Consider the following 22,416-nt stretch of genomic DNA (forward strand, 5'->3'; position numbering starts at 1 on the left):
CACGCGGCTGCCCACGCACAGGGCCAGCCGGGTGGAAGAGCTGCTACCGCATCGCTGGCAGGCTTCGAGCGCTTGAGCGATACCCGGGTGGCCGGCAAAGGTCAATATGGGATCGCCGCGCGCTTACAGAAATCGCACCGGTGACGGCTTGCATGTCACGGCCAAGTCGCTCCATGACGCTGCGAAGCGCCATCGGCTTTGCAGCGTCAGCGGACTGCGCGCCCAGTCCCGTGGTGGCGGTGGCCAAGGCTACTGACAACGTGATCGTCAAAAGCTGTCGAGGGTTCAAGAGGTAACTCACGGGATTCTCCATGGAGGTTGTTGGTGAATGCTTCGCAGGCGGGCGCATGGCTTCGGGATTTCAAAATTCCATGCTCAACGCAATCGATCCGAAGGCGTGATGGCCGATCTGCTGGTCGAACTCGCGGGTTCTCCAGACGCGCATCACGGCAAGCCGCACGCCATGCCCGGCAACAATCCATTGGCTGCTGATGCCAATGGCTGCCTGAGCGACCCAGGGTCGTCGACTGACGTGATGGCTGTGCCGAAACAGATTCCCGTCGAGCGAGAAATCCCAGGCAACGGCTTTGGCCTCCAGATTCAGGAATGCATGCGCTCCGGGTTTGGGCGCGCGCGCTGATTGAGGCTCTGTTCTGCGCAGGTCGGAAACGCCCGAGGGCGGGCGATTCTCCGCGCCGGGCCGAATCGGATAGCTGCCGAAGTCGTTCGGAATGTTCCAGCCCGCACGCAATTCCATGCCGGTGCTGGCTGCGGTTTCGATGTTTCCGATCCGCAGGGCATAGCTGCCGATCACGTCGCCGCTCCACCCCGGCCGGACGGCACCCTCTGTGTACGACTTGAACTTGCGCTCCATCGCCATCTGGAACGCGGGTTCGTTGCGCAACTGGTTGTCCCAGCCGCGAAAACGATCGATGCCCCGCACCCGATGCACCAGATCCTGCGATTGCTCCGCCAACGACCAGGGGCCAATCACGCCCAGGGTCAGTTCGCGCACATCAAGTATTTCATAGCTGGCGGCCTGTGGGTGGACGCGGTGATTCCATGCCAAACCCAGGTACAGCAGGCCGGCGTACGGGCGATCGTCGGAAATCAGATCGGTGCGCGTCTTGTCCTCGGGCGTGTACATGGACTGGCCGAAGCGCACGACGATGTTTTGCGATGCCGATTGGGCGCCAGAGTCGCGCCAGAACTCGGGATCAGCCCAGCCGATGAAGCGGGTGTACCAGGCAATCGGTTGGGGCAGACACTCCGGGCGGAGCGCGCCTTGCAGATCGCGCGAAACCACGCTCAGCGCCACACCGTTGGTGTAGTTGCGGTCGGTGCCCGTGAACAAATCGTTCTCCAGGCGCAGGGTTCCACCTCTCCAGTGCAAGGCGTGCTCTGGCAGGCAGCGGGAAATACCATCCGAGGATGCGGGCTCCGCGCCACGGGCGGCAGTCGAGCCGAGTACCGCGCACGCAATCAGCGGCGTGATACTGCGCATCGACCATTGCGCATTGGCCTTGGACAGCCGCGCGTGAAGGCTGCCGATGCGCATCATGATGGCGCGCCATCTGTTGCCCTATCGACGTAAAAGCGTTCCAAGGCACCCATGATTTCCTCGGCTTTGTCGACGCAGGTAAACAAGTCGAGATCGGACGGCGATACGTAGCCTTCGTCGAGCAGAAGATCGAAATCAACGGCTCGGCTCCAGAAGTCGCGACCGACAAGAACCACCGGAATCCGTTGCATCTTCCCGGTCTGGATCAGGGTCAGCACCTCGAACAGTTCGTCGAGCGTTCCATAGCCACCGGGGAAGGCCACCAGACCTTTCGCATGCAGCAAGAAATGCATTTTGCGCAGCGCGAAATAGTGGAACCGGAACGCCAGCTCCGGACACATGTAGGGGTTCGGCGCTTGTTCGTGCGGCAACGTGATGTTGAGGCCGATCGAGCGAGCCCCGGCATCGAAAGCACCGCGATTGGCTGCCTCCATGATGCCGGGGCCGCCACCGGTGATGACGACGAAATCGCATCGTCCCTCCTGCTGGAAACGAGCAGAGATCAGTTGAGCGAAGCGCTGTGCCTCTTCGTAATAGCGTGCCTGTTCCACGCGGCGACGGGCCAAGACTAGTTCCCGCCCAAGCGTCGAATTCCCTGGCATGGTGCCCGCTCGCTGCTCCAGCACAGCGAGCCGGTCGCGTGCAGTGGCAGCATCGCTTACGCGCGCACTGCCAAACACCACCACGGTCGAATGCACGCCTTGCTCACGCAAGATGCGTTCGGGCTTGAGCAGTTCGAGTTGGAGACGCAGCGGGCGCAGATCGTCCTGGCCAAGCAAATCGATGTCTTCATACGCAAGGCGGTATGTGGGTGAATCGAGGATGGCGCGCAGGCGCTCGTCAGGATCAGCGGGCGGTGTCATCGCTCGACCACCAGAAAATCCGGCCACGGAACGACCCGGCCGCGCTCGGGCACCGAGACCTGCCAGCCAAGCTGCTGTTGCAGGAGTTCCGCCAAAGCCTGCGCGGCGGACGGCTCCCCATGCACTACAAAGGTTTGCTCGGGGGCTTGCTTGAAGCCTCGGGCCCAGGCCATCAGGGCTGGTTGGTCGGCGTGCGCCGAGAGCCCATCGACACTGTGGATCGCCGCGCGCACCGGAATGTCGTCGCCGAAGATGCGCACGCGCGCCGCGCCATCGACCAGTTGGCGGCCCAGTGTTCCCTGCGCCTGAAAGCCGGAGAACAGGACGCTGCATTCCTTGCGCGGCAAATTGTGGCGCAGGTGGTGCCGGATGCGTCCCGCGTCGCACATGCCGCTGGCGGAAATGATGATCGCGCCCGAACGAATCTGGTTCAGCGCCATGGATTCGTCGGCGCTTTCCGTGAAATGCAGATACGGCAGGTTTTCGCCGCGCGCGTGCCACCCGGCCAAGCGCTTGGCCTGCTCGTCGAACAGCTCAAGGTGCTCGCGCGTGATGCGCGTGGCTTCCGTGGCCATCGGCGAATCAACGAATACCCTCGGTTGCCGCAGCCGCCCCTCGCTGGTGAGACGGTGCAGGTGGTACAGGACTTCCTGGGTTCGACCGACCGCGAAGGCCGGCACGATGACGTTGCCACCGCGTTCGAACAGGGTTTTCTCGACGATGCCGATCATCTCCTCTTCGGTTGCCGAAAAGTCCTTGTGCTGGCGGTTGCCATAGGTGGACTCGATGACGAGGATGTCGGCGTCCTCGATGGGTGTCGGGTCGCGCAATATCGGGCGTCCCGGCTGGCCAAGGTCGCCGCTGAATACCAGTTTTGTCGGGTAGCCGTACTCGGTGACCCAGACTTCGATGATGGCCGAACCGAGGATGTGCCCGGCATCGCGAAAGCGCGCGCGCACCCCGACCCGGGGCGCGAACTCCCGGTCGTATTCGATGCCTCGTACCTGCTGCAGGCATTCGCGCGCATCCTGCAGCGTGTACAGCGGCGGCAGCGGGTCCTTTCCGCGGAACCGCTTGGCACTGCGTTTTGCATCGCTCTCCTGGATGTGTGCACTGTCGGGCAGCATCACGCCCAGCAGATCAACCGTGGCGGGAGTGGTGTAGATGGCCCCTTTGAACCCGGCGCGGGTGAGTTTGGGCAATAGCCCGCTGTGGTCGATGTGGGCATGGGTCAGGAGCACGAAATCGATAGCTGCCGGGTCGAACGGAAATGGCTCGCGGTTGCGCGCCGCCGCCGCAGAGCCCCCTTGAACCATGCCGCAATCCACCAGGAAGCGCAGGCCCGCCGCCTCCACCAGGAAGCACGACCCGGTGACTTCGCGCGCAGCACCCAGAAATTTCAGTTTCATGGGATGCTCACTCGGGCTTCTTCTTTTGCATTGGACAGGTGTTCACGCCGAGCAGGCGATAGCCCGGACAGCGACCCGCCAGGCCGGTAATCAGCGGCATGATTCCGATGAGCCCCAGCCACCGCCATGGCGAATCCAGCCACAACGGCAAGCTGAGCAGGATCAGGCCGATGACGACGCGCGCGATGCGATCGAGGTTTCCTACGTTCGTTTGCATGGAGGCACTCCTTGATGGTGGGATAGAACGGGTTCGGGAAATCACGCCGACGGCTACATGGCCGCCGCGAAAATGGCACTGATTTCCTCGTGCGACGCCTGTATTGGATTGGTCAGTCCGCACGCGTCCTTGAGCGCATTGGTGGCCAGGGTGGGAAAGTCCTTGGCCTGAACGCCAAGCTGTGACAGCCCGTGGGGAATGCCGATGTCGGCGGACAATTGGCGAATCGCCAATAGGCACAGATCCGCGGCGGCCTCGTCGCCCAGGCCATCGGTCTTTTCCCCCATCGCGCGGGCGATGTCGGCGAGGCGTCCCGCAGCGACCTGCTTGTTGTAGGCCTGCACGTGCGGCAGCAGGACGGCGTTGCACACACCGTGCGGCAGGTCGTAGAAGCCGCCCAGTTGATGCGCCATGGCGTGCACGTAGCCCAGCGAGGCATTGTTGAAGGCCATGCCGGCGAGGAACTGCGCATAGGCCATCTGTTCGCGCGCTTCGACGTTTCGCCCGTCAGCCACCGCCTTGCGCAGCCATTGGCTTATCAATGCCACGGCCTTGAGTGCGCAGGCATCGGTGATCGGCGTGGCAATGGTTGAAACATAGGCCTCCACCGCGTGCGTAAGGGCATCCATGCCGGTGGCGGCGGTCAAGCTGGCGGGTTTGAGCAGCATCAGCTCGGGGTCGTTGACCGAGAGAATGGGCGTCGTGTGCTTGTCGACGATCGCCATCTTCACGTGGCGCGCCTCGTCGGTGATGATGCAAAAGCGCGTCATTTCGCTGGCCGTTCCAGCCGTGGTGTTGATCGCCACCAAGGGCAGCTGCGGCTTGGCCGACTGGTCAAGTCCCTCGTAGTCCTTGATCGTTCCGCCATTGGCAGCGACCAATGCGATTCCCTTGGCGCAGTCGTGCGGCGAACCGCCGCCGAGCGAGATGACGAAATCACAATCGTTGTCGCGCAGTTGCTTCAGCCCATCGGCCACGTTCTTGGTCGTCGGGTTGGGCTGCACTCCATGAAAAACCAGGGTATCCACGCCGTGGCTGGCAAGAAGGTCGCGCACGTTGCCGACCAGTCCGAGACGAACCAAGGGAAGGTCGGTCACGATCAGCGCTTTCCTGAAGCCATAGGACTGGATGGCCTTGGCTGCATCACGAAGACAGCCCGCGCCCATCAGGTTCACGGGCGGAATGAAAAAGGCGGTGGTGGTCATGGCTTGGCTCCTTCGGTTGGCCTGTTGATGATCAAGTGAGTAAGGGTTTCGCGTTCCGCGCTTTGGCTTGTGAGGTGTTCCGTCGCGGCGGCGCTTGCAGGCATGCCGGAGCGACTTGCACGAGGCGTGGGTGCGGCGGCGCCTGTAGGCGAATGGGCGGCGCTTGGCGTCATGTTGGATACCTCCCAGCCGCCCCCGAGCGCCTTGTACAGCGCCACCAATTGCACGGCGGCGCTGGTATGCGCACGTGCGGCCGCAGTCTCGGCTTCGTGCAGGCTGCGCTGGGCGGCCAGCAGCTCCACCAGTGCAACATCGCCCGCGGCGTAGCGAGCCTTGGCGTAGCCGTAGCTGGTTCGTGCCGCATCCAGGGCCATGGCACGGCGCTCCAACGTGTCCAGCCCGCCGTGGTAGTCGCCCAGCGCACGCTCGGCGTCACCCAGCGCCGCCAACACCGCCTGCTCATAGGCCAGCGCCGCCTGCTGCTCGGCGGCCTCGCGTGCCCGAATCTCGGCACGCACGCGGCCACCATCGAACAGACGCCAGGAAATCAGCGGCAGGATGGAAAACCGTGAACTGGATGCATCGAACCAGTTGCCCGTGCTGAGCGCCTGAAACCCGCCGCCGACACCGATGGAGAGCTTGGGGAACAGCTCGGCCGTGGCCACGCCGATGTCGGCAGAACTCGCCGCCAGACGCCGTTCCGCGGCCAGCACGTCAGGGCGGCGGCGCAGAAGATCAGCACGTTCGCCCACCGGCAGGGCCCGCAGCGTGCACGGTGCCAAGGGGCCGTCGAGCAATGCCAGTTCACGCTCCGGTGGAGCGCCCAAGAGCACGCCCAGGCCCAGCACCGCGGCGCGCTGGCGGGCCTGGATGTCCGGCAGCAGTGCGTTGACGGCAGTCCACTGCGCATAAGCCGCCTCCACATCGACGGCGGATGCGTCGCCCAATGCATGCCGCAGGCGCACCAGCTCCAAGGTCTGCTGCAGCGTATCCAGCGTGGCTTGTTGTGCATGCAGTTCGTATCCAGCACCAACGGCGGTGAACCAGGTGCGTGCGACCTCGGCCACGATGCGCATGCGCACACCCTGTGCTTCGACTTCGGTGGCTTGCAGGCGGGCGCTGGCGCCTTCCAGGGCGCGGCGCTTGGCGCCGAATAGATCGGCCTCCCAGGCCGCATCGAAGCCCGCATCGTAGATGGTCTGGGTGGCGTCCATGCCGGGAATCGAGCCCACGGGCAAGGGGCCGTTCTTGCTTTGCCCGCGTCGGTTCACGCTGGTGCCCGCGCTCACGGTGGGCATCTGGTCGCCAGCCACGCGGTCGCGCAGGGCGCGCGCCTCGTCGATGCGTGCCGCGGCTTGGCGCAGATCCAGGTTCTGTGCCAGTGCCGTGCCCATCAGGCGGTCAAGGATGGGGTCGTCCAACGCGGACCACCAGCGGGCCAGGTCCGCGGACTGCGATTCGCTCGCCAGAGGCAAGGTCCAACCGCTGCCGATGTCCACAGGAGGCGGCTCGCGGTAGTCGGGGCCCACGGCCGCACAGGCGGTCAGCAGCACGCAGGACAGGGCCAGCCCGAGCGGGCGCAAGCGCCTGGACGCCGGCGGTGCGGCTGGCGTGCGCGAGGAGAGGTGGCGGGTTTTGGTTTTCATTGCAGGCGTCCTCGGACGAATACGGTGGCCATCGTCAGCGTGGCGAGGGCGATGAGCGCCAGCGGCCAGAGGCTGGCGAGAATGTCGCCGGGCGGCATGGCCTTGAGGAAGCTGCCTTCGACGATGATGAGGAAGTGGGTCAGCGGAATGGCCTGGGCCAGCCACTGCAGGACGAGCGGCATGTTTTCCACCGGCGTCGCAAAGCCCGACATCAGCACCGCCGGCACGCCAATGGCGAACGCCCCCAGGATGGCCTGCTGCTGGGTCATGCTGACTGCGGAAATCATCAGGCCGATGCCGACCACCGACAGGATGAACAGCACCAGGCTGGCGAGCAGCAGCGCGAACGAGCCGGTGAACGGGATGCCGAACAGGAACACGCCGGCGCTGATCATGAACAGGCCCAAGAGCGTGCCGATCGCCAGCGCAGGCAGCGACTTGGAAACAATGATCTCCGGCGTCGAGGTGGGCGATACCAGCAACTGGTCGAAGGTGCCCAGTTCGCGTTCGCGCGCGATCGACAGCGAGGTGATGAGCAGCGCGCTGAACAGCGCCAGGATGCCCGTGAGCCCAGGCACGATGAACCAGCGGTAGACCAGGTTGGGGTTGAACCAGTGGCGCACGACCACGGGCGTCGGCGCCTGCGCGTCGGGCACGACCTCGGCGCCGACATCGGCGGCGATGGTGGACAGGTAGGCGACGGTGATCTGGCCCGAGTTGCTGCGCCGGCCATCGACCAGAACCTGGGCGCGGCCGCTGTCGCCGGCGGCGATGGTGCGCGAGAAATCCACGGGAATGGCGAGCGCGGCGATCACCTCGCCGCGGTCGATCATCTCGTGCAACAGCCGCTGGCTGTCCACGTGCCGCACGTGGGTGATGAAGCGGGCGCTGTCCAGGCGCTGCACCAGCTCGTGCGACCAACGCCCGGCGTCCTGGTTGTAGACGGCGATGTCGACGTTGCGCACTTCCAGTGTGGCTGCAAAGGCGAATACCAGCAGTTGCAGGATCGGCGGTACGAATACCACCATGCGGCTGCGCGGGTCGCGCAGCACGCTGAGCACTTCCTTGATGAATTGGGCGCGCAGGCGGGTGAACGAGAAGGCAGAGGTCAACATCGCGTCACTCCAGGTTCTTGCGCGTGGCGCGCTTGGCGATCAGGAAAAACAGCGCCCCAATCGCCGCCATGGCCGCCAGGTTGGGCAGGAAGACGGCCCAGATGTCGCCGGCCAGGAACACGGTCTTGAGCGAATCGACGAAGTAGCGCGCCGGAACCGCCCGAGTGATGGCGCGGATCGGCGCTGGCATCGCATCGATCTCGTACAGAAAGCCTGAGAGCATGAAGGCCGGCAGAAAGCCCGTGAACAGGGCGATCTGCGCCGCCAGGAACTGGTTGCGCGCCAGCGACGAAATCAAGAGGCCCTGGCCCAGCGCCGGCACCATGAACACCGCCGACAAGAGCAGCAGCGCCGCCAGAGAGCCGCGCATCGGCACGCCGAACACGAACACGGCTAAGGCCGCCGCGCCCAGCGTGGACAGCATGCCGAGCACGAAGTACGGCAGCAGCTTGCCGATCAGGATTTCGGCCACCGACGCGGGCGTGGACAGCACCGCTTCCATGGTGCCGCGCTCCCATTCGCGCGCCACCACCAGCGCGGTCAGCATGGTGCCGATGATGGTCATGACGATGGCAATGGCCCCGGGAATCAGCGCGCGACGGCTTTCCAGCTCGGGGTTGAACCAGTAGCGTGGCTCCAGCACGACGGATTGCGCGGGTGCCGCGACATCCAGCCCGGCACGCCAGGTCTGCACCACGCCGCGGGCGTAGTTCTCGACGTAGTTGGCGGTGTTGGGATAGGAGCCATCGGTGATGATTTGCACCAGCGGTTCTGCTCCGCGCTGGGCCAGGCGCTGCTCGAAATCCTGCGGAATGACGACGTAGCCGCGCAGCGCACCGGAGACGAGCTGGTCTGCCACCTCGCGCCGGTCGTGGGCGAATTGCGTCTTCAAGAAGCGGGTGCCCGAGAAGGCAGCGGCCAGCGACTGCGCCGATGCACCGGGCGACTCCAGCACGACGCCGACGCGGACCTCCTTGGCATCCAGCGACACCGCATAGGCGAACAGCAGCAGCAACACCACCGGCAGCACGAAGGCGATCAAGAGCGTCGAGGGGTCGCGCAGCGCCTGATAGCTTTCCTTGGTGACCAGGGCCATCAGCCGCCGCAGGTCAAAGCGGCGCAAATCGCTCGGCTCCAAAGCAGCCCCTTCCTTGCGTTGTGCTACAGCGTTCATGCGGCGGCCTCCATCTCGCGGTCGGCAGATTCCACCAGGTGAATGAAGGCGTCCTCCATGGTCGGGTCGGGGTGTTCGACATTGGCTGCGGCGCGCTTGAGCGCATCGGGCGTGTCCAACGCGATCAGGCGTGCGCGCGAGAGCATGGCGACGCGGTCGCAGTATTCGGCCTCGTCCATGAAGTGGGTGGTGACCATGATGGTCACGCCCTTGCGCGCCAGGCCGTTGATGTGGGTCCAGAACTCGCGCCGGGTGATCGGGTCCACGCCCGAAGTAGGCTCATCGAGGAACAGCACGGGTGGCCGATGCATGAGCGAGCAGGCCAGCGCCAGGCGCTGCTTGTGCCCCAGCGGCAGGGAATCGGGCGTGGCGGACAGCCACTCCCCCAGATCGAAGGTCTCGATCATCTCGGCAATGCGCTCGCGCCGGGTGTTGCCTTCCAGCCCGTAAACGCCGGCCGAAAATTCCAGGTTCTGCTGCACCGACAGCAGACCGTAGAGCGAGAATTTCTGCGCCATGTAGCCGAGCCGGCCCTTGGCTGCACCGGTGGCGCGGCGCAGATCATGGCCCACCACATGCGCTTCACCAGCAGTGGGTTTCAACAGGCCGCACAGCATCTTGAAGGTGGTGGACTTGCCGGCGCCATTGGGGCCGAGCAGACCGAAGATTTCGCCCTTTTGCACCTCGAAGCTGACCTGGTCGGTGGCGGTGAACTCACCGAAACGCTTGGTCAGATTGCGGCAGGAGACGGCTATTTCGGAGCCCAGTTCGACCGGTGACAGCCGTTCGGCCAAGGTTGAGGTGCCGCCGGGCCCGCCGCCGAGCAAATCGATGAAGGCATCTTCAAAGCGGGCGGGTACCGGCGCCAGCGCTACTCGCGCCCGATCAGCCAGCGACTGGATTTGGCTGACCTGCGCACCTTCGCGCAGCACCACCCGCACCCCGGCGCCCTGGATCACTCCGTCGCTCACGCTCTCCAGATCGAGTGCCTCGGTCAGAACCGCCCGGCGCTCGGCGCCGACGTTTTCCAGGCGAAAGCTGCGGCCTTCAAGTTGCGCGGTGAGTTGCTGCGGTGGACCATCGAACAGGAGCTGCCCCTGGTTCAACAGCAGCACGCTCTCGCAGCGCTCGGCCTCGTCGAGGTAGGCGGTGGACCAGACCACGGCCATGCCCTCATCGGTCAGTGCCTGCACCATGCGCCACAAATCCTGCCGGCTGACCGGATCGACGCCCACGCCGGGCTCGTCCAGCAGCAGCACCTTGGGCCGCGCCATCAGCGCACAGGCCAGCCCCAACTTTTGCTTCATGCCGCCGGAGAGCTTGCCGGCCAAGCGTTTGGTAAAGGGCCCAAGCCGCGTGAAGTCCAGCAACTCGGCAAACAGATCGGCATTGCGATCCGCGTCCATGCCGCGCAGCTGCGCATACAGGCGCATGTTCTCCATCACCGACAGGTCTTCGTACAGGCCGAAGCGCTGCGGCATATAACCGCTGGCGACATGGATGGCGTCGTTGTCCTTGACCACGTCAAAGCCAGCCAGGGTGACGCGACCGGCGTTGGGCACCAGCAGGCCGGTCAGAATGCGCATCAGCGTCGTCTTGCCGGCGCCGTCCGGGCCGACCAGGCCCGTCAGCCGTCCGTAGTGGATGTGCGCGCTCAAGCTGCGCAGGGCCTGCACCTTGCCGAAATGCTTGTCCACCCCTTCGATGACGACGGCGGCAGCGGCGACAGCGCTTGCCGGCGTGGCGGCCATGGCGGTGTCTGCCTGCATCTCAACGCTCCCCCGCGCGCGCGCCGGAGACCGGCTTGGCATCGACCGCGATCGTCACCGGCATGCCCTGGCGCAGGGCGGCATCGCTGTCGGCCTCGTCGATGACGATGCGCAGGCGGTACACCAGATCCGTGCGCAAGTCCGTTGTCTCCACCGTCTTTGGCGTGAACTCGGCGCGCGGCGAGATGAAGCCGACCTGGCCGCGATAGACCTTTTCCCCGGAATCGCTCCTGACGTGCACCACGGTGCCCGGTGCGATGCGGCCCAGATCCCGTTCGCCCACGTAGGCGCGCACGTACACGGGCTTGTCCAGACTCAGGCTGTAGACCGTGCTCTGGCTGGCCACCATGCTGCCGGGCTCGCGCACCCGCGCGATGATGGTGCCGTTGCTGGGTGCCGTCAGTTCGGTGTCCGCCAGGGAAGTGGTGGCTTGCGCCGCGGCTGCCTGCGCGGCTGCAAGGCGAGCCTGCGCTGCCTCAATGTCTTCCTTGCGAAAGCCTTCGGATGCCTGCGACAGGGCGGCCTTGGCGGATTCGACACCCGCGGCCGCCTGATCCCTGGCAGTGCGTGCGGCATCGACCGTGCGCTGGCTGCTGGCGCCCGACGCCAACAGGCTGCTCTGGCGCTGGAAGTTGCGCTCGGCGTCAAGCGCCTGCGCCTGCGCTTGTCTGAGCGCCTCGCGTGCCTGGGTGATTTCCTGCGGCCGCAGGCCGCGGCGCAGCTTGGCCAGCTCGGCCTGGGCCACCTGCACCTGGGCTTGCGCGGCTGCAAGGGCGTCTTGATATGGCTGCGCGTCGAGCGTGGCCAGGCGCGCGCCGGCGGTGACGACATCACCCTCATCGAAAGTCATTTGCGTGATGCGCCCGGGCTGGCGGAAAGCCAGTTGAACCTCGCGGATGTCGACGTTGCCATAGAGGCGCAATGCATCCTGGTTGTCATGGCCGCGCGTGAACCAGAACGCCAGTGCACCGCCAAGGGCGAGCAGGGCAACAATGATCACGGCCCAACGGGCTTTTCTTGTAGGGAGGTTCGGAGTTGTCATTGATGGGTTTCCACTGGAAAGAGATGCTCAGTGCTCGCGCGTGGTCGGTGCATGCGCTGTTGATCGACGCCAAGCCATGGCCGCAATGCCAACCCACACCAACGTACGCAGCGTCATGGCAATGAGCGTGCGCCGCTCCCAAGCGCCGTCCAGCGCCACATGCACTCCGAAGGCCAGGAATACGAGCGCCGTTGCCACCGCGATAGCCATCGACATCCATGCGGCCCAGCGCCGGCGCATCCACAATCCGGCGCCAGCGATGACGTAGGCAAACCCGGCCAGGAAGTTGAACCAGAGCACGAACGGCACGTAGCTTCCGGCTGCGGCACGCGCCGCGCCGTCAAAAAACAGAACGGCGCCGCCTTCCCTGATGGTCAGCAGACCAAATGCGATGGCAATCAGGGCGATCACACGCATCCAGATTCCGCGCCCGCTGTGTGCAGTCATGTTCATGGCTCCCGGTTCTTTGGAGGGTTTGCTGGATCGTCGTGCCGCTTGTGGACTGGACGGGCGCTTCATGTGCCGCTTTCGATGCCACGGCGATAGATGGCGAACACGGCGGGCGCATCGCGACGAATCCGGCTGACCTTGCCGGCCAGCAAGGACTGCATGACCAGTCCCTGGATCGTGCCGATGAACAGCACGGCGGCGGCGTCCACGTCCAGCTCCGCGCTCAGCTCGCCCTGCGCCTTGCCCGCTTCCATCAGGCGACGCAGGCGCTGCTCGTACTGGCGGATCAGGGTTTGCACCATGCGCTTGGCGAGCGTTTCGCCAGAGCGCTGCAACTCTCCGAACAACATGCGTGGCACGCCCGGGTGCTTGGACACGAAGTCGATGTGCGTGATGAACATCGCTTCGAGCGCTGCGGCGGGAGATGCGGCGCCCTCGGCCGCCTTGTCCACGCTGACCAGAAGACGTTCGCCGACCCACGACATCGTGGCTTCCACGATGGCTTCCTTGGTGGGGAAGTGGCGAAACAGCGCGCCCTGTGTCAGGCCCATTCGGTCGGCAATCGCCGTGGTCGTGATCTCGGCCGGGTTCTGCTCGGCTGCCAGATCAACCACGGCTTGCACTGTGGCCGCACGCCGATCTTCGGCGGACAGGTATTGGGGGCGTTGACTCACGATTCGGACTCCATGTAGTTAGTGATCTATTACTATCGTAACACGCAAAATGACCATGATGCAAGATCGGAAACTTGTCGGGTGAGGCAGGACTGTGGGCCCTTTCCTGGGGAGAGCGGATCGGTCAACTTGATGCAACTCAAGAAGCTGTATGGCCTTCCAGACAGATCGAAAAGTGCTTGATCGTCGGACTGCAGCATCAGCAGCGGTAGTGATTGAGCTTTGGGTGGCTGAAAAATTTGGCGCCCCTGCGGAAGGCTTGCAACTTTTCCTGTAAGCGATAAGATAGTAATATGTTACTCGCTAAATGAAGGGTTGGAGATGAGCAACGTCGCAACACACGGCAAGGCCGATCTGGCGCAGCCCGAAGCCTGTCGCCCTGACACCCTGGATACGCTTGCGAACGCCTGGCGGGCGCGCAGCACGGGTGGGCTGTCACCGGCGGCCGGCCTGCTGGCCTGGTACGACTGGGCGTTGCACCTGAGCCTTTCACCAGGCAAGCAACGCAGCTTGATCGAAAAGGGTTTGCACAAGCAGCAGCGCCTTGCGCGCTATGCCTTGCGCGTTGCCAGTGCGCACGACTGCCCGACCTGCATCGAACCGCTGGAGCAGGATCGGCGCTTTGCCGCCCCGGCTTGGCAGCAGTGGCCCTTCAACGTGATTCACCAGGGCTTTTTGCTGCAGCAGCAGTGGTGGCACAACGCCACCACGGGCGTGCGTGGCGTGTCGCGCCATCACGAGAACATGGTCACTTTCGCCGGGCGGCAGTGGCTGGACATGTGGTCGCCTTCGAATTTCATCTGGACCAACCCCGAGGTGCTGCACGCCATCACGCAAAGCGGGGGCGCAAACCTGTGGCGCGGCGCCATGAACTTTCTGGAAGATGCAAGGCGCCTCGCGCTCGACGATGCGCCTGCAGGGGTCGAAGGGTTCGAGGTCGGCAAGGACGTGGCGGTCACCCCAGGCAAGGTGGTGTTTCGAAACCACCTGATCGAGTTGATCCAGTACTCACCCACGACGCCGGATGTGCATGCGGAGCCGGTACTGATCGTGCCGTCCTGGATCATGAAGTACTACATCCTCGACCTGTCGCCGCACAACTCGATGGTGAAGTACCTGGTCGATCAGGGGCACACGGTGTTCATCCTTTCATGGAAGAACCCGACGGCGGCCGATCGTGACCTCGGCCTGGAGGACTACCGCTGGCTGGGGGTCATGGACGCATTGGATGCGGTCACGGCCATCGTGCCCGAACGCAAGGTGCAGGCGGTCGGCTATTGCCTGGGCGGCACCTTGCTCGCGATCGCCGCCGCCGCGATGGCGCGCGATGGCGACGAGCGTCTGCAAAGCCTGACGCTGCTGGCATCGGAGACTGATTTCCGCGAGTCGGGCGAGATCGCGCTTTTCATCGACGACAGTCAACTGGCATGGCTGGAAGCCGGCATGTGGGACAAGGGCTATCTCGACGGCAAGCAGATGGCTGGCGCGTTCCAGATGCTCAACTCACGCGACCTGATCTGGTCGCGACGGGTGCGCGAATACCTGTTGGGTGAGCGTCAGACCTTCAATGACCTGATGGCCTGGAATGCCGACGTGACCCGCATGCCGTACCGCATGCACAGCGAGTACCTGCGGCGCCTGTATCTGGACAACGACCTGGCCGAGGGGCGCTACCGCGTCGGCGGGAGACCCGTGGCGCTGGCCGACATCGAGGTGCCCATGTTCATCGTCGGCACGGTGCGCGATCACGTCGCCCCCTGGCCGTCCGTGTACAAGATGCACCTGCTCAGCGATGCGGAACTGACCTTTGTTCTCACCAGCGGGGGGCACAACGCCGGCGTCGTCAGCGAGCCGGGACACCCCCGGCGCAGCTTCCAGATTGCGACCCGTGCGGCCGGCGATCGCTATATCGATCCGCAACTGTGGCGTGCCGAGACCCCGATGAACGAAGGCTCCTGGTGGCCGGCATGGCAGCAATGGCTGGCCCAGCGCTCTGCCGGGCGCGTCGCGCCGCCTGCCATGGGCGGGACGCAAGCACCGCTTGGCGATGCGCCGGGAACCTATGTGGCCATGCGATGACAGGACAAAACACCGCCAAGAATACACCCTCAACTTTCATCGGGCCGTTGCGCAGCCATGGCCTACACCCGCCCCGGAGGGGCGCATCATGACCGTGGAGCATTGACATGAACAGCGAACTGCCCATCCAACTCTACAAGGCCAATGCCGAGTTGCAGCTTCAGATCACCCGCTTGCTTCAAGAAAGCGGCCACCACTGGCTCGAAGCCATGCAGCAGCTCAGTGCCGGTGGCGTGCTGGAGACCACCTCGCGCATCCAGAACCTCCAACAGGCAGCGGACTGGCAGGCGCTTGCCACCTTGCCGTCCGAGGTGTTCTGGCGCCTGTGCCAAGGCCGTATGGGCGACACACAGGCGGTCGGCCGGGCTGCTGCCAAGAGCCAGGCGGCATTCGCCGATGGCCTGCGCGAAGCGCTGACCACCTGGCAGGCATCTGTCTCCGAGGTATTCGGCGCCAGCGGCGGCACAGCCTCTTTCGCGCAGTTTTTTCAGCAATGGACGCAGCCCTGGACTGCGCCAGGCGCCGCGCCTCAGGGCAAGGCCAAAAAGTGAGGAGGCGCATATGAGCAGTTCGGGACGAACCGCCCTGGTCACTGGCGGCAATCGCGGCCTTGGCGCGGCCATTGCCCGCGCGCTGGACGACGCGGGCCACCGCGTCATCATCACGCACACGCCCGGCAACGAGAAGGTCGCCGCCTGGCTTGACGCGCAGGACACCAAAGGCTACCGGTTCACGGCCTACGGCGTCGATGTCGGCGACTGGGAATCGACCCAGGCCTTGGCGCGTCAGATTCAGGCGGACGGCCACCACGTTGACATCCTGGTGAACAACGCCGGCATCACCCGCGACGCGACCCTGCGCAAGATGGACAAGGCCGGCTGGGACGCCGTGCTGCGCACCAACCTGGACTCCATGTTCAATGTCACCAAGCCATTCATCGATCCGATGGTGGAGCGTGGCTGGGGGCGCATCGTCAACGTCTCGTCCATCAACGGCAGCAAGGGTCAGTTCGGCCAGACCAATTACTCGGCGGCCAAGGCTGGCGTGCATGGCTTCACCAAGGCGCTGGCGCAGGAGGTGGCACGCAAGGGCGTGACGGTCAACACCGTCTCGCCAGGCTATCTGGCCACCGAAATGGTGATGGCGGTGCGCGAGGACGTGCGCCAGAAGGTCATCGAAGCGATTCCGGTGGGTCGCCTCGGCCAGCCGGATGAGATCGCGGCGCTGGTGGCCTTCATCGCCAGTGACGCTGCTGCTTTCATGACGGGCAGCAACGTGGCGATGAACGGTGGCCAGCACATGTCATGAGTCGGGAGAGCCCGCAGCCCTTGCGGGCGGTTTCCCGCGCGGCAGTCAGCGCCTCCCGGAGGAGTTCCATGTATTCCCGATTTCTGGTGCCGCTGGACGGCAGTCCCACATCCTTCCTGGCGCTCGATCATGCGGCAGAACTGGCACGCCTGAGCGGCGCCACCGTGATCTTGCTGCATATCGTCGAACCAACCCGCCACAGCACGGGTTTCGAACGTCCCGAGGTCTACATCAAGGATGTCCGCCCACGCTTCCTCAAAGCCGGCCAGACGTTGCTGGATGAGGCTGCGAGTCGGCTCCGCCGGGAAGGAATTGCCACAGAGACGGTGCTGCTTGAAAGCGGCACCGAACGCGTGTCGGAACAGATCGCGCATCAGACCGAGATCAACGATTGCGACCTGGTCATCCTGGGCACCCACGGACGTCGCGGCATGAACCGGCTGCTGCTGGGCAGCGATGCGGAGCAAGTAGCGCGCATCGCGCCAGTTCCGGTAATGCTGGTGCGCCAGTCGAGCCGAGATGGTGGCCCGCCATCTTCAGCCGCACGGGCGCCAGTGAAGGCCAGCGACAACATCGGTACGTCAGGCTGGCGTTCAACTGGCGCAAGCAAGGCAAAGAAATCACATGAATGAACAAGCCCCTGAGGGCGTTCGCGCCGATCCTCCAAGTGGTGTCGAGCGTCTTATCGCCCATGTCAAAACCATGGCCCCGGTTCGCACCGCGGTGGTGCACCCTTGCGACGCGCTCAGCTTGGGGGGTGCCTTGGACGCGCGCGATGCCGGCGTCATCTCGCCAGTATTGGTGGCGCCGCTCGCCAAGTTGCGTGCCGTTGCGGCCGACACGGGGTTGGAACTGGGAGACAGCGAGGTCGTCGATGTGCCGCACAGCCACGCCGCAGCGGCCACCGCCGCCCGGCTGGCTGGCAAGGGCGAGGTGCAGGCGCTGATGAAAGGCAGCTTGCACAGCGATGAGTACCTGGGTGCCATCCTGGCGCCCGAAGCCTGCCTGCGCACCGAGCGCCGATTGACGCACTGCTACATCATGCAGACGGCCAGCTACCCACGGCCCTTCATCATCACCGACGCCGCCATCAATATCGCTCCGACGCTCGAAATCAAGGCCGACATCGTGCGCAACGCCATCGACTTGGCGCGCGCCATCGGCATTGCCGAGCCCAAGGTGGCGATCCTGGCGGCGGTCGAAACCGTCAACCCGCGCATGCTTTCAACCCTGGATGCTGCGGCACTGTGCAAGATGGCCGATCGTGGCCAGATCACCGGAGGTGTGCTCGACGGGCCACTGGCCTTTGATAACGCCGTCTCTCCCGATGCCGCGCGCGTCAAGGGCATCAAGTCCGCCGTGGCCGGGCAAGCCGACATCCTGGTCGTTCCCGACCTGGAAAGCGGCAACATGCTGGCCAAGCAACTGGAATACATGGGCCAAGCCGATAGCGCGGGGATCGTGATGGGCGCGCGCGTGCCGATTGTGCTCACCAGTCGCTCGGACTCGCGCCGCACGCGAATAGCTTCATGCGCCATTGCACTGATCTTGGCGCATCGCCAGCGTGCTTTTGTTCAGGGCGAAGGGAGCCGCGTATGAAATGCAATTTCACGGGCAATGTTCCGTTCGTTTCAGGTAATGATTCTGCAGTGCCGGTACGCAGCTCTCGATCGTGAGGCATATGCTCCTTGCATCTCTCTGGCGTTGGTTGATCGTGATCACCGCCGCGTTTGCACTTGGTGGTTGCGCGGTCGTCAGTGAATTCAAACCTTCTGTCGCTGTACGCGCGATGACGCCGGATGAATACGTTGCCCTACGACGCGGCGATCTCCTCGGCAGAGGCAAACTCAGCGCACCGACCTTGCAGACAATCCGCGTGACCGGGCTCGATGAGCGAGTTTGCGCAACGAACACCTCGCTCACTTGCATCGAGGCGTTGACCATGATGAAGGACTTGGACGGCGAAACGAGGCTGTCGGCACTGGCTGAACTCTGGTTGCAGCATGCCATGTCGATCTCGACGGCAGTCCCAAATAGTCGCATCGTTTCTACTTCCGCCTGGATCGAGACGGCTCGGCACGCTTACGCGTATCTCTTTTTCACCAGGCGCTCGCCCGGCGAGCGCGCGTTTGAGGAACGGCAGACGCAGGTGCGCGATTGGTACAACTATGCGGTGCAAAAAACGGTCACGCAATTGTTTGGCCTACAGCACCAAGCACTTCGTGCACATGCTGGCGAAACCAAAGCGACATTGCGCTTGGGTGACTGGGCTTTGCGAGTCGACTTGAACGCCCGGCTGCCCAACGATGCGACCACGCCACGCGAGTTGCTGCCTGCGAACGCTCTGGCATTCCAAGGCCTGCGCGGCATCTATCGCAGGGACGGCTTGGGTGCGGAATTGGTGGCCGTAACGGAGGCAGATCCGAAGTCACTGGACGAATCAGACGAATCTTCCGCCGGTAACGAGCGCCCGGGGGTATTTCCCGCCTGGAGCGAAATGCCAACGCCCAACGTGACAGTAGTGCTTCGTTTTGATGCACTCACCGTCGATGAGCTGCTTGCCTCGCGTGAACTCGTCGTCGGTGTGTATGACCCCTTGGTACAGGACTATCTGCAACTCCACGGCCAACGCGTTCCACTGGCTGGTAACTTCACGGCTGGCTACGGCTTATGGTTGGCGCGTTCGGGATTCAACCAGCAATCCTTGCGAGGGCTGTTTGGGCGTGAGCGTGGCATCGATCAGCCGCATCTGTATCTGATGCAGCCGTTCGACCCGCGGCGGCGCATCATCGTGATGGTGCATGGACTGGCGAGCAGCCCCGAAGCATGGGTCAACGTTGCCAATGAGCTTCTGGCCGATGAAGAGCTGCGATGCGAATTCCAAGTGTGGGAGATCTATTACCCCACGAATATGCCTGTACCAGCCAGTCATGCAGCAATCCGCCAAGTTCTGGCGGCAGCTTTGCATCACTTCGACCCTGAAGAGGAAACCTTGGCTTCCCACGGGCTGGTGTTGATTGGGCACAGCATGGGAGGACTGCTGGCGCGGCTGATGGTTTCCACGGCAGACCAGCAGCTGTGGGAGTGGGCTGCATCGGATCCAAGAATCGATCTGAACCGTCTTGGGAGCACCCGTTCCCAACTTGACCCCCTTTTGCGCTTTCAGCCATTCCCAGGTGTTGATCGCGTGATATTCGTTGCCACACCGCACCGTGGAACCGTGGTTGCCGGGCAGGGACTTGGGCGTTGGGTGGCCGGATTGATCCGCTTGCCATTGACGCTGCTGTCAACCCTCGGCGACGCCTTCCCGGCTCGCGCGGAGATCATGGCCACGGCACAGGCCACGATCTTGCAGAACATCCCCAACAGCATTGACCAACTCGACGAAAACGATCCCTTCGTCAAAGCTACGAGCGAGCTTCCGATTTCGGATCAGGTGTCCTATCACTCGATCATTGCCAGGCGGCAGGCTAACGGCCCTCTCGCTGAATCGGACGATGGTTTGGTTCCCTATCGAAGCGCGCATCTGGAGGGCGCCGAGTCGGAAGAAATCATCGTGTCCGGACACAGCGTGCAGGAGACCGCGGCATCCGTCGTCGAAATCCGGCGAATCCTGCGCAAAGATATTTCCAAGCATCGGTTGACAGCCGCTGATTCGTCTTCCGTCCGGAGAGGGAGTTGCCCACCCCAACGATGAGTTCAGTCATTGATTTTTCGAAGCATAGTAAGTAACATATCACTTACTATGTGGTCTTGGCTGAATCGCTTGCATCGCACCGTGGATATTTTCGGTTTGGAAGGGCGGCGTCCTTGGTGTTCACACACGAGCGGAGCATCCGGCTGCATCCCACGGAACGTGGATGATCTGACACGCTAGGAAGGACAGAAGTGGAGCTACGCCACCTTCGATGTTTTACCGCAGTCGCGGAAGAGCTTCATTTTGCTCGGGCCGCTGAACGGTTACACATCGATCAATCGCCGCTGTCTCGCACCATCAAGGAACTGGAGGAAGACCTTGGTGCGCGCCTGTTCGTTCGCACTACTCGCAGCACGCAATTGACCCGTGCGGGTCGGTTGCTGTTGGAGCACGTACCGCGCATCTTCGCTGCGCTGGAGCAAGCACGCGATAGCGTCAGGTCTGCCTCCAATGGCTATCACGGGCAATTGCGCATTGCCTTGTCCGACGGCATCACGCCATCACGCTTGCCGGCGCTACTTGCGCAGTGCCGCGAAGAAGACCCCGAGGTCGAGGTTCGGTTGTTCGAAGTTTCGATGGCCCAACAAATCAAGGGTCTGCACGATGAGCTATACGACGCAGGATTTTCGATGGCCGAAGACGTAGGTGATGGCATCGTGGTTACGCCTGCCTGGGAGGATGAGTTGATGGTGGCGGTGCCCGCTCGCCATCCTGTTCTGGCCTTCAAGCAGATTCCGCTGGAGGAGGTTCTGCACTACCCGCTGGTGCTGGGCGACCCATTGATTTGCGAAGGACATGCACGTCAGGTCGATCGAATCTTGCGCAAGTACGAACGAGAGCCGCTCATCGTTCAGCACGTTGCCTCTTTTGACCTCATGATGACCTTGGTTTCCGCCGGGCTGGCCTTGGGCTTGGCCGGAGCGGCACACGTTGCGTCCAGCCGTGAGCTTGGTGTAGTGGCTCGGCCGTTGGCGGGTAAACCGCCAATGCTGACGACCTATCTACTGTGTCGCGATACAGAGGCTCCAGAGATGTTGGCCCGATTCATCGACCGGGTGGCCTCCATTGATTCAGCAGAATCTCTGAGCAGCATCGGGAATCCACGATCCACTCGATGAAAGGATTGACCCCATGAACAAAGTGATGCTGCTGATGGTGGTTGCTGCGCTGACCGCATGCGGCCCCTCCCAACCTTCGGAAACCGTGGATGCGCTCGCCGCCAATCCCGACCGCATCAAGGAGATCCAGCGCCAATGCAGGGAAGATCGATCGAAGGTCGGCGACGAACTCTGCTTGCGTGCGGCAGAAGCCGCCAACCGGCGCTTCTTCGGTGATCGGCCTGAGCAAAAATCCAAGTAACTTCCTTGTCGTCGTTTTACCGCACGAAGTTCTCGCTGATACATCACCACGCCGCAACGCGCTCGCGTCTGTGGTGTTTCTATTGCTTTCGCTTCCGCGCGAAATCTGGCTCTTTCAGCCTCAATCCCCGCCATAACGGCCTTTGACCGGCACTGACCCGGCACCGATCCTGAACCGCCCCGGGTTTTGAGGAGGCTCCAACACTTGAGAAGATGGAGCTATGACCAAGTCAAACAAGTTCTCACCCGAGGTCCGCGAGCGCGCCGTGCGCATGGTGCAGGAGCATCGAGCCGACTACCCATCGCTGTGGGCAGCCATTGAATCGATTGCCCCCAAGATTGGCTGTGTGCCGCAGACCCTCCACGAATGGGTCAAGAAGGCCGAGGTCGACAGCGGCCAGCGTGCCGGCACCACCAGTTCGGATGCCCAGCGCATCAAGGAACTGGAACGTGAGGTCAAAGAGCTGCGCCGGGCCAATGACATCCTGAAGACGGCCAGCGCGTTTTTTGCGCAGGCGGAGCTCGACCGCCGACTCAAGTCGTGAATGCCTACATCGACCGTCATCGTGACGACTACGGGGTCGAGCCCATCTGCCGGGTGTTGCAGATGGCCCCGTCGTGTTACTGGCGCCATGCAGCCCGGCAACGCAACCCCCAATTGCGCAGTGCACGCGCCCAGCGTGACGAGGCTTTGAAAGCCGATATCCAGCGCGTGTGGCACGCTGTCACCGACCGGCATATTGGATCCACTCCATGATCGGCATATAGGCGCCACCCGCTGACCGGCGTAATGGAGCCAGGGCGTGATCGCCGTATTGGAGCCAGTCTCGGATCGGCGTAATGAGGCCA

Annotated in this window: 19 protein-coding genes, 2 pseudogenes and 1 other annotated feature; of the genes and pseudogenes, 9 read left to right on the forward strand and 12 right to left on the reverse strand. The window is 63.6% G+C overall.

The window, feature by feature from the left end:
* Window positions 1-361 precede the first annotated feature (361 nt).
* From ACX12L_RS21775 to ACX12L_RS21830, 12 genes are all read right to left on the reverse strand, one after another.
* The gene (locus ACX12L_RS21775) at window positions 362-1,561 is read right to left on the reverse strand and encodes a lipid A deacylase LpxR family protein (RefSeq protein ID WP_013519674.1); all 1,200 of its coding nucleotides are present in this window, start codon (window positions 1,559-1,561) and stop codon (window positions 362-364) included.
* Window positions 1,558-2,424 carry an LOG family protein gene (locus ACX12L_RS21780; protein WP_013519673.1) on the reverse strand — a complete coding sequence of 289 codons (867 nt, stop codon included), beginning with the start codon at window positions 2,422-2,424 and terminating at the stop codon, window positions 1,558-1,560. The genes ACX12L_RS21775 and ACX12L_RS21780 overlap by 4 nt, the downstream gene beginning before the upstream one ends.
* Complete coding sequence (locus tag ACX12L_RS21785; protein WP_066708194.1) at window positions 2,421-3,833, reverse strand: MBL fold metallo-hydrolase RNA specificity domain-containing protein; 1,413 nt, start codon at window positions 3,831-3,833, stop codon at window positions 2,421-2,423. The genes ACX12L_RS21780 and ACX12L_RS21785 overlap by 4 nt, the downstream gene beginning before the upstream one ends.
* Before the next feature lie 7 nt (window positions 3,834-3,840).
* The gene (locus ACX12L_RS21790; RefSeq protein WP_013519671.1) at window positions 3,841-4,050 is read right to left on the reverse strand and encodes a YgaP family membrane protein; all 210 of its coding nucleotides are present in this window, start codon (window positions 4,048-4,050) and stop codon (window positions 3,841-3,843) included.
* Between the two features lie 53 nt (window positions 4,051-4,103).
* Window positions 4,104-5,255, reverse strand: a complete 1,152-nt coding sequence (gene yiaY / locus ACX12L_RS21795) for an L-threonine dehydrogenase (RefSeq protein ID WP_013519670.1) — start codon at window positions 5,253-5,255, stop codon at window positions 4,104-4,106.
* Complete coding sequence (locus tag ACX12L_RS21800; protein WP_168727961.1) at window positions 5,252-6,901, reverse strand: efflux transporter outer membrane subunit; 1,650 nt, start codon at window positions 6,899-6,901, stop codon at window positions 5,252-5,254. Before ACX12L_RS21800 ends, yiaY begins: the two co-directional genes overlap by 4 nt.
* The gene (locus ACX12L_RS21805) at window positions 6,898-8,016 is read right to left on the reverse strand and encodes an ABC transporter permease (protein WP_013519668.1); all 1,119 of its coding nucleotides are present in this window, start codon (window positions 8,014-8,016) and stop codon (window positions 6,898-6,900) included. Before ACX12L_RS21805 ends, ACX12L_RS21800 begins: the two co-directional genes overlap by 4 nt.
* A 4-nt stretch (window positions 8,017-8,020) precedes the next feature.
* On the reverse strand, window positions 8,021-9,190 hold the full coding sequence (locus ACX12L_RS21810; protein WP_013519667.1) for an ABC transporter permease: 1,170 nt from the start codon (window positions 9,188-9,190) through the stop codon (window positions 8,021-8,023).
* On the reverse strand, window positions 9,187-10,959 hold the full coding sequence (locus tag ACX12L_RS21815) for an ATP-binding cassette domain-containing protein (protein ID WP_013519666.1): 1,773 nt from the start codon (window positions 10,957-10,959) through the stop codon (window positions 9,187-9,189). Before ACX12L_RS21815 ends, ACX12L_RS21810 begins: the two co-directional genes overlap by 4 nt.
* A gap of 1 nt (window position 10,960) precedes the next feature.
* Window positions 10,961-12,001, reverse strand: a complete 1,041-nt coding sequence (hlyD, locus tag ACX12L_RS21820; protein ID WP_013519665.1) for a secretion protein HlyD — start codon at window positions 11,999-12,001, stop codon at window positions 10,961-10,963.
* Between the two features lie 27 nt (window positions 12,002-12,028).
* Window positions 12,029-12,454: a hypothetical protein gene (locus ACX12L_RS21825; protein WP_425294492.1), complete on the reverse strand. Its 426-nt coding sequence runs from the start codon at window positions 12,452-12,454 to the stop codon at window positions 12,029-12,031.
* Window positions 12,455-12,516: 62 nt separating this feature from the next.
* The gene (locus tag ACX12L_RS21830; RefSeq protein WP_013519663.1) at window positions 12,517-13,125 is read right to left on the reverse strand and encodes a TetR/AcrR family transcriptional regulator; all 609 of its coding nucleotides are present in this window, start codon (window positions 13,123-13,125) and stop codon (window positions 12,517-12,519) included.
* Window positions 13,126-13,446: 321 nt separating this feature from the next.
* Between ACX12L_RS21830 and ACX12L_RS21835 the strand changes: the two genes are divergently transcribed.
* The 9 genes and pseudogenes from ACX12L_RS21835 to ACX12L_RS21875 all read left to right on the forward strand — a co-directional run.
* Window positions 13,447-15,204, forward strand: coding sequence for a PHA/PHB synthase family protein (locus tag ACX12L_RS21835; RefSeq protein ID WP_015912935.1), 1,758 nt, complete (start codon window positions 13,447-13,449; stop codon window positions 15,202-15,204).
* Between the two features lie 107 nt (window positions 15,205-15,311).
* Entirely contained in the window at window positions 15,312-15,755 is a 444-nt protein-coding gene (locus ACX12L_RS21840) for a hypothetical protein (protein WP_013519661.1), read from the forward strand.
* Window positions 15,756-15,765: 10 nt separating this feature from the next.
* Window positions 15,766-16,512 (forward strand): acetoacetyl-CoA reductase, encoded by a 747-nt coding sequence (gene phbB / locus ACX12L_RS21845; protein ID WP_013519660.1) that lies wholly within the window; start codon window positions 15,766-15,768, stop codon window positions 16,510-16,512.
* A 68-nt stretch (window positions 16,513-16,580) separates the two neighbouring features.
* The gene (locus tag ACX12L_RS21850; RefSeq protein WP_013519659.1) at window positions 16,581-17,144 is read left to right on the forward strand and encodes a universal stress protein; all 564 of its coding nucleotides are present in this window, start codon (window positions 16,581-16,583) and stop codon (window positions 17,142-17,144) included.
* Window positions 17,077-18,111, forward strand: a pseudogene (locus tag ACX12L_RS21855) (bifunctional enoyl-CoA hydratase/phosphate acetyltransferase); the annotation flags it as partial. The gene ACX12L_RS21850 and the pseudogene ACX12L_RS21855, both read left to right, overlap by 68 nt.
* Before the next feature lie 115 nt (window positions 18,112-18,226).
* A complete protein-coding gene (locus ACX12L_RS21860; RefSeq protein ID WP_238530611.1) occupies window positions 18,227-20,209 on the forward strand; it encodes an esterase/lipase family protein in 1,983 nt (660 codons plus the stop codon).
* 191 nt (window positions 20,210-20,400) lie between these two features.
* Window positions 20,401-21,327, forward strand: a complete 927-nt coding sequence (locus ACX12L_RS21865; RefSeq protein WP_013519656.1) for a LysR family transcriptional regulator — start codon at window positions 20,401-20,403, stop codon at window positions 21,325-21,327.
* A 13-nt stretch (window positions 21,328-21,340) separates the two neighbouring features.
* Entirely contained in the window at window positions 21,341-21,568 is a 228-nt protein-coding gene (locus ACX12L_RS21870) for an EexN family lipoprotein (RefSeq protein ID WP_013519655.1), read from the forward strand.
* Between the two features lie 220 nt (window positions 21,569-21,788).
* Window positions 21,789-22,291: pseudogene (locus tag ACX12L_RS21875) on the forward strand (transposase); the annotation flags it as partial.
* Window positions 22,067-22,183, forward strand: a sequence feature (AL1L pseudoknot). Its footprint overlaps the pseudogene before it by 117 nt.
* Window positions 22,292-22,416: the final 125 nt, after the last annotated feature.

The organism is Alicycliphilus sp. T452, assembly GCF_054512775.1.